Genomic DNA, 12,508 nt, shown 5'->3' with positions numbered 1-12,508 from the left:
TTACACCGAGGAGAACTCGCGTGGGAACGGCATCGTACGATAGGTTTTGCCGGTGGCCTTATGCAGCGCGCTGGCTATCGCCGGAGCGACCACCGCAGTCGACACTTCTCCGCATCCCTGCGGCGCACGCGCGCTGTCGAGCACCACCACTTCCACTTTGGGCATTTCGGCGATCGCCAGCAGCGGATAACGATCGAAATTCCCTTCCACCACGCCGCCCCGTTCAAAGTGCAGTTCGCTGTGCAGACAGGTGGTCAGCGCAAAGCCGATGCCGCCCTCTACGTTGGCGCGCACCAGGTTCGGGTTTATCACCTTGCCGCAGTCAATCGCACATACCGCGCGGAGCACCCGCAGCCGCCCTTCCTGAATGGCGATTTCAACCACCAAACCGACGTAAGTGGTGAAAGCGTTATTGCGGCCGAGCCAAATATTGCACGACATCCCGCGATAAACGCCCGGCGGCGGTTCGCGCTGCCAACCCGCCGCCGCCGCGGTAGCCTCCAGTACGCGCAACGCCTCTGGGTTGCCCTGCAGCAGATACCGCCGATACTGATACTCGTCCCGCTTGGCCTTATGGCTGAGTTCGCTGATAAAGCTTTCCAAAAAGAACAGGCTGGCGACGCTGCCGACGCCACGCAGATAGCTCAGGGAAATCGGCTGTTCGACGATGCCGGCCTCCACCTTCAGATGAGGGATGCGATACGGCGTGCTGTAAACGCACTCCACCATACTTTCATCCCATCCCCCGGCCTCGTGTACCGTTTCGCGCCGCATTTGCCAGAATAGCGACTGCCCGGCATAGCGCGCCCACAGCGCCTGCGGGTAGCCGTTTTCATCCAGCAACGCCCGATAATGGCTGATGCAGCCCGGACGATAATATTCATGCCGAATGTCGATCTCGCGCGGATAGATCACCTTGACCGGTTTCCCCACCGCCCGGGAGGCGGCGGTAGCATGCATTACGGCATCCGGCAGATATTTGCGCCCAAAGCTGCCCCCCAGGTAGGTCGTATTCACCACCACATCCGTCGGCTTCAGCCCGAACATTTTCGCCAGAACGTTGCGCACCATGTCCTGCCCCTGGAAGGGGCCCCAGGTTTCGATACGGCCCTCTTCATAATGGCTGGTGGCGTTGCATGGCTCCAGGGTGGCATGCGCCACATAAGGCGCGCCGTAACGCGCCTCATGCAAGCGCGAATCTTGTTCAGCGCCACGAATCAACGCCGGCGCCTCGCCGCGATCGACCGCCGACACCAAGGTATCGCCATCCAGCATCGCCAGATTCTCCGCCGCAATCGCGCTACCGGACAGCGCTTGTCCAGCGCCCGGCAGCCAGTCAACCTCCAGCAAATCCGCCGCCTTTTTGGCCTGCCAGTAGCTCGCCGCCACCACGATCACCGTATTGAGCGACATATCGTGATCCAATCCGACCATGTTGTTCATCGACCACTGCCGGGTCAGCACCAGATCCACTACGCCCGGCATGGCCCGGATCTGCCGTTCATTACGCACGGCGACCAGCTTTCCGCTGAGATCGGGTACCATCCAGGGGACGCCGATCAGCATCTCCGGCAGGTCAATATCGATACCGTAAATCGCGCTGCCGTCCACTTTCTCCGGCGTATCGACCCGCAACAGCGGCTTGCCGATGAAACTCTCTTGCTCTTGCGCTTCGCTCTTTAAAGCAGGCTGCGGATCCAACGGCAGCTCGGCGGCATAGCGCACCAAATCGCCATAGGCGACCTTACGCTGCCCGTCCTCCTCAATCACCCAACCTTTCTCCGTACGGCACTGCCGCGGTGAAAGTGCAAGATGTCGCGCACCGGCCCGCAGAAAAAAGTCTCTCGCCTGCGCGCCGGCCAGCCGGGTGCGCTGATAAAATTTGGTCATGGAGGTTGAAGCGGCGACAAACTGCGCGAAAGCCTCGCCCCCGGCAACCTGACGGTAGGCATCGCGGCCGGTGACGAACTTCACCGTCACCTGCGCCCAATCGGCATCCATTTCCGCCGCCACCACTTCGGCCAGGCCGGTGTAAATCCCCTGCCCGACCTCACATTGCGACACGCCGATGACGATGCGGCCGCCGCTATCGATCCAGATCCAATCGTTCAATTCATACTGACCGTCGGGCGGCGCCGCATCCTGCGAAACCACGGCCGCCAGGCTGCGCGTCGATATCGGCAGCAGCATGGCGGCCACCGCCAACGCGCTGCCTTTTAGCAAGGTTCTGCGGGTGATCGCCATGCTTAGGGTTCTCCCTTGTCGGCGGCGCGGTGCACCGCCGCGCGGATACGGTGATAAGTGGCGCAGCGGCACAGATTGGTCAGGCCGGTATCTATCTGCCGGTCGTCCGGCTTCGGGTGCTCCGCCAGCAGCGCGCTGACCGCCATGATCATGCCCGATTGGCAGTAGCCGCACTGCGGCACATCCTCCGCTATCCAGGCCTGCTGCACCGGATGACTGCGATCGGTGGACAATCCTTCGATGGTGGTCACCTGCCGATCGCGTACCAATTGCAGCGGATAGCAACATGAACGCACTGCCTTACCGTCGACATGCACCGTACAGGCGCCGCAGGCGCCGATACCGCAGCCGAACTTGGTGCCGGTTAACTTAAAATGTTCCCGGATCACCCACAGCAGCGGCGTATCCGGCTCGCCGTTAAATTCGACCGCCTGGCCGTTCAGATTGAACTTCATGCCACTCTCTCCTCGCTCAACGCTTCACCCGACGTTTCACCCACGCCCCGATGACGATCAATGCCAGTAATACCCCGCCCCAAAACACATAAGGCAGTGACGCGATCAACCACGGTTTCTCACCGCCAGCCCGCAGCTGAGCCACTTGCTCCGGCGTTATCCTGACCGCCGGATTGCCGAATTGCTGCAATACGTAATTGCCCAGCTCGGCCAGTTGCCGGTCATCCAGGCTGTCGGCGAATCCCGGCATCCAGGTTTGCAGCGTCTCTCCCTGGCGATGCACGCCTTGCAGCATCACCATGATCAGGTTATTGGCCTGCTCGCTGCCTACGGTGGAATTGTGTGTCAAAGAAGGGAAATGGCCGTCGTAGGCGCCTTCGCCGCCCAGGCGATGGCAACTGGCGCAGGCAGCGGCATACAGCGCCTGCCCGGCGGCACGGCCTTCACCGCCTCCCTGATAGGCATAGGCCGCTTTCGTTCCTTGCGCGGTGGCGATCGGCGGCGTCTGTTTAAGCCAGTCGGCGATGGCGTCAAGATCGTCGTCGCTCAGGAAACGCAGGCTGTGCTCCACCGCCTCCGCCATGCCGCCGGCCGCCTGGGCTTTGTCATTGCGCCCGGTACGCAAATACTGCACCAACTCTTCCCTGCTCCAGCCGCCGATGCCGCTGACAGGATCCGAGGTGATATTCGGCGCGATCCAACCGCCGGCCTCCCCGCCCGCCAGATAGCGATCGTCGCGTTCGGCCATCATCGCGTTGCGCGGGCTGTGGCACGCCGAGCAATGCCCCAAAACATCCACCAGATAGCGACCACGCGCTTTTTTCACGTCTTCATCGACGGGCGTTTTTTTCAGAAACAGCCAGTTCCAGCCGTGGATCGCATAACGCCAGGAAAAAGGGAACGCCAGTTGGGTCTCAGGCACCGCGCGATCGACCGGGGCGACGCCGGCCATAAAATAACGATACAGCGCGTGCAGATCGTCATCGCTCAGCCCCCGATAAGCGGTATAGGGCATGGCGGGATACAAGGGTTGGCCGTCTCGCCGGATGCCCTGCGTTAACGCGCGGCGAAACTCTGGCTCACTGTAGTCGCCAATGCCGGTTCCTTTGGCGGGCGTGATATTGCTGGCGATGATATTGCCCATCGGCGAAGCGATGGCATAACCGCCGACGTAGGGGGCGTCCTGTTGGGCGCTGCCGCGGTGACAAGCCGCGCAATCTGCGGCGATCGCCAGGTATTTTCCGCGTGCGATGACCTGTTGGTCATTCTGGCTGGCGAAGACCGGGCAGGAGAAGATCCCCAACGCGATAACGCACAGCTGTTGTGCTCTCCGCCAGCGGCCGTTCACGCTTCACCTTCCGGCTTCATCGCTCCCGCTCGCTCCTCCGCCAACAGCGCAAACTCGTCCGGCAATAGATTTTCCTGTTCGAGCATCGCTATCGCGTTATGTTTGATGCCAAACAATACGCGGTAAAAAGCCTCCAGATCGCCGGCCGAAATGCCGTTGAGCAGCTTTTGCCGTGCCTGTTGGCTGGAGTGATCCAACTGCGCCAGCATCTCCTGCCCGGCCGCGGTCATTCTCACGCCTTTAGCGCGCTTATCCTCAGACAGGGCATCGCGAGCGATCAGCCGGTTTTTTTCCAAAAACAGTAACGCACGCGACATCGTCGAGACTTCGGCGTTCAAATGCTGGGAAACGTCTTTCAGGGTGCAGCCATCACCCAAATCAGCAATCGCGCTCAGCGCCAGCCAGTGCGGGCGCGTCAGATTGGTCATTTTTACCGACTGGTCCATCGCCGTGCGCCACAGGCGATTGGTCACATCCAGATGGATGCCCAGCGCAGCAGGAAGTTTGCGTGGTTGTGACATACCGGATTGCTCTCTACTATTTATTTGCTTGTGCAAACAAATAGTAGATCGAACGTTCTGATGGGATCAAGCAGATGTCGCAGAATAAAATTAAATCCAGTTAATACAGAGCGATATATCGCATTTTTACAGATTCGCTCCCCGACAACGCGGGGAGCGATAAGAAAAACTCAGTTCCCCGCCACCGCGCAGTGGTAGTCCTGAATTTCGCCGGCCGAGCCCAGGTTCAGATCGGTCAACTTCAAACGGTTGGCCAACAGCAGCATCTCGCCCTGCGGGCTGACCGCCAGCGCCAGGCCATAATTGCCGATGCTGTCGCCCTGCTCGACCACATAGTTGTGCAGCAAACGGAAAGGATCTTCCTGGGTTAAATCGGTGCCCGCCAATTTTCTGGCCAGATATTGGTGGCCGACCAATTTCACCGCCAGCGGGCGCCACTGCTGATCTAATTGCTCCGCCTGTTGCCCCAGCGCGTTATAGACATCCTGACGCAGGCAGGCAACGTGAATATGCAGCTGATCTTGAGAACGGCCATATTTCGAATTGACCGCCAGCGAAAGCCACGCATCTTTTAACGGTTTGCCCAGCTCGCCGGATATATGTTCGCGGTTATTCCAGGCCTGGGCGAAATAAGGCGGCGCGTGCTCCGTCTGCAATGCCGGGCTCTCGATGCCGCTGACCTTTTCGGTTGGCATCACCAGATCGTGATAGGGGCCTTTGCTGTCCTTAAACAGCACATAACCCTGTGTTAAATCAACCTTTAAGCAGGGCGCCGGATCGTCGTTCTGCTGCTGATTGGGCACGCACTGTTGGCTGACGATTTGCCACAGCGCATTCGGATTGCCGCGCCCAAAGAACCACCACAGCACCGCCGCCAGCAGTAAAATGACAAGCAAAATAATTAATAGTCTGAAAAGTTTTTTCATCATGACTCCCTGTTTAGCTATTCCATCTTGAAAGGAGCGCCAGCATAAACCAAGGCGCTTATCGTCACCAGAATATTATCATTAGCATTACCTTTCATTGACGTCTTGTTATCAAGGGAAATTAAAAATAAGGATTTGCCTGAGTAATTTAAGGTAAATTAATACCGCAGTTCGAATATGAGTGTGATATAAGCAGCCGGACTCTCTTTATATTAAGGAACCGATAAGATGCCAACGATGGGCAAATCCCTGCATTATCTCGACGTGGGCTCAGGCTTTCCGTTGCTGCTGGGCCACAGCTATCTGTTCGATCTGAACATGTGGGCGCCGCAGTTTGAAGCGCTGGCGAAACGCTACCGCCTGATCGTGCCGGATCTCTGGGGCCACGGCGACTCACCGGCGCTGCCGACCGGGCGAAACAGCCTGTCGGATATCGCCGCCGATCATTTGGCGCTGATGGATCGCTTGGATATTGAAGAGTTCGGCATCGTCGGCCTGTCCGTCGGCGGCATGTGGGGCGCCGAACTGGCGGCGCTGGCGCCGGAACGGGTCAAGGTGCTGGCGCTGATGGACAGCTACCTGGGTGACGAAACGCCGGAGGCGCGGCAGCGTTATATGGGCATGCTGGCCGCCGTGGAGCAAGCCGGCGCCATCACTTCGCCGCTGCTGGAACATGTCGCGTCGCTGTTTTATTCCGATGACGTCCCCGACGCCTTATTGCAATCGCTGTTGTGTCAGCTCCAGAGCCTGCCCGCCGATCGCCTGCGCGAGAGCATCGTACCGCTGGGCCGGATGATCTTCGGTCGCCCCGACAAGCTGGCGCTGCTGGAAAACATCACCGCCGCCAGCATCGTCATCACCGGCGCCCAAGATAAGCCGCGCCCACCGGCGGAAGGCCAGCGCATGGCGGATCTTCTCGGCTGTCAACATGTGCTGATCCCCAACGCCGGGCATATCAGCAACAAGGAAAACCCGACGGCGGTCAACGAAACCCTGCTGGCGTTTCTGGCTGAAAACACCACCCCGCTGTTCTGGTAACATTCTCCGGGCCGCCAGGCCCGGCGAGTCATTCCGCGCGCCGCATAAACCCGTGTCGGCTCAGGATTTCCTGCCCCTGTTCGCTCAAGATAAATGCGGCTAACCGCTGCGCGCCGTCATCCAACAGGCATAAACCGTAATCCGCCTCGATGCCCAGCGGCGGCGCCAACGGCCGCACCGCCAACGTCGGGTAGGCGGCTAAGGCCGGAGCATAGCTGGCGTAGCCGAGAAAAATATCCGCCTGCCCGCCGGCGATCAGATATTCCGCTGCCAATCGGCCCGCCGGCACCGGGGCAGAATCCCTGCCGCCAACCAACGGCAGCGCCCGGCGGCGCAACGCTTCCCCTTGCCCCGGCCAGTATTGCTCACAGCGTTCGAAAAGCTGCAGCGCATAATCGCCGGAAGGATCTGCCTCCGGTGTCGAGGTAGCAAGGCGCCAGTGGGGATCGAACAGCACCTGCGGCAGCGGACGTTCGGTTAATGCCGGCACGTTGCGTACCGTCACACAGAGCCGATTGCGCGCAAAAATCTGCACCGCCCCCGCTATCCCAAGATCCGCCAACCTTTGCGGGTGCGCCACGTTGGCCGAGGCGAACAGCTGTGGCCGCTCGCCATTCTCTATCCGCTGGCGCAACAACCCCGCCGGGCCGAATTCCGCCGTGACTTTTTGCCCGGCGCGCCGCTGAAACGCCGACAGCAGCGGCGCAAACGCCAGCCGCAGGCTGCCGGCGGCAAACAGCAGGATATCATTCATCATGTCGCTCCAGTTGGCTGCGATACAGCGGCACCAGCGTCGCGTAACGGCGGCCCGCCACCGTCAGCGGCACCCGTTCGATCGCCAGCTCGAACAGGGGTGACAGGGATTGCGCCGTTAACACCTCGCGGCAGGCACCGAGCCGGCTGCGCCCTTCCTTGCCCAACAGCAAAGCCCGATCGGCCACCGCGTGAGCATGATTGGGTTGATGCGTAGAGAACACCACCGCCAACTGCTGCTCCCGCGCCAGGCTCGCCATCAGGCTCAACACCCGATCCTGATAATGCAGATCCAGCGCCGAAGTCGGTTCATCCAGGATCAACACCTCGCAGCGCATCGCCAACGCGCGGGCGATCATCACTAATTGACGTTGACCGCCGGATAGGCTGCCAAACTCGCGCTCTGCCAGGTGCTGCAAATCCAACGACTGCAACGCTTCTCTCGCCAGCCGATGATCCTCGGCTGACGGTGAACGAAACAGGCCGACATGGCGCGCCCGCCCCATCAATACGATATCCAGCACCCGGTAGGCGAACGGCGGCGCAAAGTGTTGCGGGACAAAGCCCATCTCCCCGCGGCGCTCAATCTCGCCGGATTGCGGCGTCAGGCTGCCTAACAACAGCTGCAGCAGCGTGCTCTTGCCACGCCCATTCGGGCCCAATACCGCCAGCACTTCGCCGCGCCGCAGCTGAATGTCCAGATGCTGGAACAGCGGTGCCCCGCCCGGCCAGGCGAACCTCACGCCCCTGGCGGCCAATAAGGTGTCAGTCATGCCAGCCTCTCACTTGCGCGCGGCGCAGCAGCAGCGCGAACAGCGGCGCGCCAATCAGCGCGGTCAGAATGCCCAGCGGGATTTCGCTGCTGCTCAGCGTGCGCGCCAAATCGTCGATCACCAGCATGTACAGGGCCCCCAGGCAAAGTGAAGCCGGCAACAGGTGCCGGTGATCCGGCCCCACCAGCCGCCTCGCCACGTGCGGGATCACCAAGCCGACCCAACCGATGCTGCCGCTGACCGCCACCTGGGCGGCCACGATGGCGGCGCACAGCGTCAAAATCAGCCAGCGAGTGCGCTCAACGTTGATGCCCAATGCACCGGCATCCTCATCGCCCAACGACAGCAGATTGATGCGCCAGCGCAGCGCCAACAGCAAGCCGCCGGCCAACAGCAAAGGCACAAACAGCATCAGCAGCTTTTGCCGATCGGCGGTGGCAAAGCTGCCGAGCAGCCAAAACACGATGCTCGGCAGTTTCTCTTCGGTATCCGCCAGATATTGCATCAGGCTGACGCAGGCTGAGAAGAAGCCGCTGAGGATCACCCCCGCCAGTACCAAAGAGAGAATATTGCGCCGCGCAATGGCGCTGGTGAGAGTGAAAATCAGCAGCAGCGCCGCCATGCCGAAAACAAAAGCCGACAGCAGCAGCGCCGCCAATGGCAGGCTGAGCAGGATAGCCAGCGTGCCGCCAAAGGCCGCGCCGGACGACACGCCGACGATATGCGGGTCGACCAGCGGGTTGCGAAAGACGCCTTGCAAAGCCGCGCCGCACAGGGCCAGCGCCGCGCCGGCGCCCATCGCCAACAGCACTCGCGGCACGCGCACGCCCAGGATCACCTGGCGTTGGATGGCATCGATGCCGGCATAATGCTGCCCGGTGAACGGCTCCAGCAAAATCATCAGGCTGTGCGTCATCGGCACCTGAAAGCGGCCAACGCCGAGCGAAAACAGCGCGCAGCACAGCGTCAACAACGCCAGCCAGCCCGGCCTCATTGCCCGCTCTGGCAGCAGGTGGCGCGGTAATAACGTTGATAGTAAGCGTCGACCCGCTGCTGCAGATTGATATCGGCAAAACGCTGCGGGTAAAGTTTTTTCGCCATCCACAACTCACCCAACGCCATCGCCTCCGGCATCGGATACCCCCAGGCCTTGGCGTACTCCGGCATCAGGTAGACCCGCTTATTCTTCACCGCGTCGATCGGCTGCCACTGCGGTGACGTCAGGATCTGTTTCACCACGTCCGGGTAGCGCTCCTGCACGAAAATCACCGCCGGATCCCACTTCAGGACATCCTCGATAGAAACCTGTTTAAACCCCTGAATTTCCTTCGCCGCCACGTTGAGCGCACCGGCGTGCCGCATCATCAACCCGGTATACTTGCCGGCGCCGTAAGTGGTGAGATCGGGGTTGGCCATATATACCCGCACCCGCTGATTTTCCGGCAGATCGCGCAGCCGTTCGGCGACCAACGCGCGCTGCTGAATGACGTCCTTAATCAACGCTTCGGCCTGAGGCTGACGCGACATCACTTCGCCGATCAGGCGAATGCCGTCCTGCAGCCCCAGCGTATAGGCCCGATCCTCATTGCTCAGCTGCGGATTCATTTTACCCGCCTGATCGGCCGCCTCGCGGCGCAGCGAGATAGCCACCACCGGAATGCCCACTCGTTCGATCTGCGCAATCATCTCCGGCGGCGCATAGTTGGCCACGAACACCACCTGCGGATGCAGGCCGAGCAGGCTCTCGATATTCACCGAAGTCAGATCGCCCGGCATCGGCAGGGTTGCCAACGTCGGCGCCAGCCGCAGGTAGTTTGGCCCCAGCTGCTTTTTCCAACTGCTGAGCACACCGACCACCTGAGGCATCGCATCAAGCTGCACCAACAGGTTCAACGTCTGGTGTTGCAGCACCACCGCGCGGGTGATGCGATCGGGCAGCGTGACCTGGCGATTGAGCTGATCGGTGACCTGGCGATTGAGCTGATCGGTGACCTGGCGATCCGCCTGGGCGGCGGTGGAAAACAAAACAAGCGCCAACAGCAGGCGCGGGAGAAAGTTAAACATGGCAGTGACCGGTTGATTATCGTTGTATAGCAAATAATATAGCGATGTGCATGGCGAAACAATCAGCGGGATCAAACCGGATGCGGGTACTCGGGAGGTAAAACGAGGCGTGAATGCGATCCTGGAAGCGGATCCGCCGGTGTGGCGACGGATCCCATCGGCCCTGTAAGGGCGCGTGAAGAAGACTTACTGACCGATAGACGTCAGCCCCTGGCGGATCCCTTCGTCAGCCTGCTGGCACCATGCCTGCAGCCCCTGCGGCGCTTCTTTTTCCAACGCGACCACTTTGCCGTCGTCGTTCAGCACATTGCCTTCGCGGCCCATCGCTTCGCGTTTGTCGCCGTCGCGGGTGTCGACGCCGCCGGGAATAGCCGCCACGTAGGCCACCATTTTCTTGGCGTTGTCGATGCTGTCGGCTTTCAGGAAGCCTTTATCGACGCAGTAGGACATCAACCCGGCGGTATTGCGCGTGATGTCATAGACGTTTTTCAATGCGGCAGGATCCATCCCTTCAGCGTTAGCGGTGTTGAACAGGCCCAGAGTCGCGGCAATCATGCCGGTCAGAATGCTTTTTTTCATTGTTAACTCGTTTTAATAATGAATTATTTAATTTTTAATTATTCACAAATACAGTGTGAATATCGGTACGGTATAACGGCGGCCTAGATTAACACAACCCTAATGCATTAATAGCGGTGATTAAGTTAAGCCTCAATAAAATAAAAACGCATGCTGGGGTAATAATCTCCGCCCGCTGTCATTTTTGCACGTTCGGCATTGGCCGCGCTCAATTCATAGTAAAAATAATCTCACCCAGGAATTATTTACAACGGAAGCGTTGGCCTGCGGTCAATTGCGCGCCCCTCTTTGCCAAAACCACCGGCGTGGCATAGCCTGTTAAGACGCGTCATGCCTTAGTGGGAGGGGATTCACATGAACCATGCCGTCCGGCCGCCGCAATGCGACGAAAAACCCTTCTCGATATCACAATGAATTTATATCTCTCTCCGGCGGTGCTTATCGCGCATCGCCTGGGCATCTTTGAGTTTATTGCTCTGCCCCCCCGCAACCTGACCGATATATGCGCTCAGGCCAATGTGGAAAGACGCCCGGCGGAAACGTTGATCATGGCGCTATTGGCATTGAAATTGATCGCCAGAGACGGCGAAACATTTCATCTTACGCCGGAAGCGGAACCCTTTTTGTTAAAAAAACCGCATTATTTCGGTTATTTCTGGAACTTGATCAGCAGCCTTTGGCCGCCGCGGGATGCGGCCTGATGATGATGGGATGGACGCAGGGCCGCCAATACTCCGGCAGGGAAATCGGCGACCAGCTGCGCGACGTCGGGCCTGCTCAGGTGCTGCCGTCACTCGGCTATTTCAGCATCGTGACGGCGCAAAAACCCCGGGCTTAGCGGTTCACCGAGCGCGCCATGCGGCTGTAGGTATGGCGCACGCCGCGAATCGCCACGCTGTAAGCGAAGATGTTTTCCGGCAGCGCCAGCCCCAGATAGCCGGTATCGCCGATATGGTGCAGATCCGCGCCGGCCATTTTGCTCATCAGCGCAATCTGCCGCACGGTCTGCACGTCGGCCCCCTCTTGCGAGGTGCCGATCGCCGTCATTGCCAGCACGCCCTGCCGCTGCGCATAAGCAATCAGCGCCGCCACTTTCTCCTGCGACATGCCGGGAATGGTGCCGGGCGCCGGCAACAGCACGATGTCCGCGCCGTTCTCCACGAACAGCGCGATGTCCTGCTCGCCGATCAGCTGGCTGCCGCTTTCGCGCACGATACCGGCCCCGTGCATCTTGCCGGTCACCAGCACCATCTCGTCGCCCACCTCATCACGGATCGCTTTCAGCGCGGCGGCGATCGCCTGATTGCTGACGCCGTTGTTCGGGTTGCCGGTCAGCACCAGCATGCGCGCGCCGAGTTGATACAGCTTGCGCGCATTCTCGGCGGTGGCGGCACGCCCCGCCGTCATCTGCCAGAAATCGTTATGTTCGGTGGCGAAGGCCGGATCGACGGCCTCCAGGTTCACCCCTATCACCCGCCCGGTCAGGCGCTGCAGCGTGCGCAGCGCCTCCTGCGGCGGCACGTCGGCGGGCAGCCCCGCAATATGCGGCTGGTCGACGTCGAACAGGTTCAGCAGCAGCAGGTCGGCGCCCTGGCTGGCCGCCAGCTCGGCGTTGGTGACGTTATTGAGCAGCGGCTGAGTGACCGCGATGGTTTCGCTGACCAAGATGCGCCCTTCGCTGGCGCGGATGGCGTAGAGCAGATCGGCTTTGCCGATATCGGCCAGATCGCTGGCGCTGCAGTCCAGATAGCGTTTCATGAGGCAAGCTCCGATGACGTTAGCGGGAATGAATAGATGCCCCTCGCTC

14 protein-coding genes are annotated in these 12,508 nt (G+C 60.3%); 3 read left to right on the top strand and 11 right to left on the bottom strand.

Annotation, left to right across the window (positions count from 1 at the left end; genetic code table 11):
• From ACJ8PI_RS02525 to ACJ8PI_RS02505, 5 genes are all read right to left on the bottom strand, one after another.
• Window positions 1-2,244: a xanthine dehydrogenase family protein molybdopterin-binding subunit gene (locus ACJ8PI_RS02525; protein WP_049212834.1), complete on the bottom strand. Its 2,244-nt coding sequence runs from the start codon at window positions 2,242-2,244 to the stop codon at window positions 1-3.
• A 2-nt stretch (window positions 2,245-2,246) separates the two neighbouring features.
• Window positions 2,247-2,699: a (2Fe-2S)-binding protein gene (locus ACJ8PI_RS02520; RefSeq protein WP_033653460.1), complete on the bottom strand. Its 453-nt coding sequence runs from the start codon at window positions 2,697-2,699 to the stop codon at window positions 2,247-2,249.
• 16 nt (window positions 2,700-2,715) lie between these two features.
• Window positions 2,716-4,047, bottom strand: coding sequence for a c-type cytochrome (locus tag ACJ8PI_RS02515; protein ID WP_053088907.1), 1,332 nt, complete (start codon window positions 4,045-4,047; stop codon window positions 2,716-2,718).
• A complete protein-coding gene (locus ACJ8PI_RS02510) occupies window positions 4,044-4,568 on the bottom strand; it encodes a MarR family winged helix-turn-helix transcriptional regulator (RefSeq protein ID WP_049212833.1) in 525 nt (174 codons plus the stop codon). The genes ACJ8PI_RS02515 and ACJ8PI_RS02510 overlap by 4 nt, the downstream gene beginning before the upstream one ends.
• 170 nt (window positions 4,569-4,738) lie before the next feature.
• Window positions 4,739-5,494: a CDP-diacylglycerol diphosphatase gene (locus tag ACJ8PI_RS02505; RefSeq protein ID WP_047568735.1), complete on the bottom strand. Its 756-nt coding sequence runs from the start codon at window positions 5,492-5,494 to the stop codon at window positions 4,739-4,741.
• A gap of 237 nt (window positions 5,495-5,731) precedes the next feature.
• On the opposite strand from ACJ8PI_RS02505, the gene ACJ8PI_RS02500 reads away from it, so the two are divergent.
• Window positions 5,732-6,532: an alpha/beta fold hydrolase gene (locus ACJ8PI_RS02500; RefSeq protein WP_080335407.1), complete on the top strand. Its 801-nt coding sequence runs from the start codon at window positions 5,732-5,734 to the stop codon at window positions 6,530-6,532.
• Between the two features lie 28 nt (window positions 6,533-6,560).
• Here ACJ8PI_RS02500 and ACJ8PI_RS02495 read toward each other — a convergent pair whose 3' ends face one another.
• The 5 genes from ACJ8PI_RS02495 to ACJ8PI_RS02475 all read right to left on the bottom strand — a co-directional run bounded on the left by ACJ8PI_RS02495 (window position 6,561) and on the right by ACJ8PI_RS02475 (window position 10,701).
• Window positions 6,561-7,286 (bottom strand): substrate-binding domain-containing protein, encoded by a 726-nt coding sequence (locus ACJ8PI_RS02495; RefSeq protein ID WP_164134164.1) that lies wholly within the window; start codon window positions 7,284-7,286, stop codon window positions 6,561-6,563.
• The gene (locus ACJ8PI_RS02490; protein ID WP_041033997.1) at window positions 7,279-8,058 is read right to left on the bottom strand and encodes an ABC transporter ATP-binding protein; all 780 of its coding nucleotides are present in this window, start codon (window positions 8,056-8,058) and stop codon (window positions 7,279-7,281) included. Before ACJ8PI_RS02490 ends, ACJ8PI_RS02495 begins: the two co-directional genes overlap by 8 nt.
• On the bottom strand, window positions 8,051-9,052 hold the full coding sequence (locus ACJ8PI_RS02485) for a FecCD family ABC transporter permease (protein WP_164134040.1): 1,002 nt from the start codon (window positions 9,050-9,052) through the stop codon (window positions 8,051-8,053). Before ACJ8PI_RS02485 ends, ACJ8PI_RS02490 begins: the two co-directional genes overlap by 8 nt.
• Complete coding sequence (locus ACJ8PI_RS02480) at window positions 9,049-10,122, bottom strand: ABC transporter substrate-binding protein (protein WP_319861243.1); 1,074 nt, start codon at window positions 10,120-10,122, stop codon at window positions 9,049-9,051. The genes ACJ8PI_RS02485 and ACJ8PI_RS02480 overlap by 4 nt, the downstream gene beginning before the upstream one ends.
• Window positions 10,123-10,308: 186 nt before the next feature.
• Window positions 10,309-10,701, bottom strand: coding sequence for a hypothetical protein (locus ACJ8PI_RS02475; RefSeq protein ID WP_038879962.1), 393 nt, complete (start codon window positions 10,699-10,701; stop codon window positions 10,309-10,311).
• A 380-nt stretch (window positions 10,702-11,081) separates the two neighbouring features.
• Between ACJ8PI_RS02475 and ACJ8PI_RS02470 the strand changes: the two genes are divergently transcribed.
• Window positions 11,082-11,402 carry a methyltransferase dimerization domain-containing protein gene (locus ACJ8PI_RS02470; RefSeq protein WP_239509765.1) on the top strand — a complete coding sequence of 107 codons (321 nt, stop codon included), beginning with the start codon at window positions 11,082-11,084 and terminating at the stop codon, window positions 11,400-11,402.
• Window positions 11,402-11,539: a hypothetical protein gene (locus ACJ8PI_RS02465; RefSeq protein WP_223182132.1), complete on the top strand. Its 138-nt coding sequence runs from the start codon at window positions 11,402-11,404 to the stop codon at window positions 11,537-11,539. The genes ACJ8PI_RS02470 and ACJ8PI_RS02465 overlap by 1 nt, the downstream gene beginning before the upstream one ends.
• On the opposite strand, the gene ACJ8PI_RS02460 is transcribed toward ACJ8PI_RS02465, so the two are convergent.
• Window positions 11,536-12,459 carry a DUF7916 family protein gene (locus ACJ8PI_RS02460; RefSeq protein ID WP_164134038.1) on the bottom strand — a complete coding sequence of 308 codons (924 nt, stop codon included), beginning with the start codon at window positions 12,457-12,459 and terminating at the stop codon, window positions 11,536-11,538. The genes ACJ8PI_RS02465 and ACJ8PI_RS02460 overlap by 4 nt on opposite strands.
• Between the last annotated feature and the right edge of the window lie 49 nt (window positions 12,460-12,508).

Source organism: Serratia sp. CY82433, assembly GCF_052166535.1.
GTDB lineage: Bacteria > Pseudomonadota > Gammaproteobacteria > Enterobacterales > Enterobacteriaceae > Serratia > Serratia sarumanii.
This window is presented reverse-complemented; position numbering and strand designations above follow the sequence as displayed.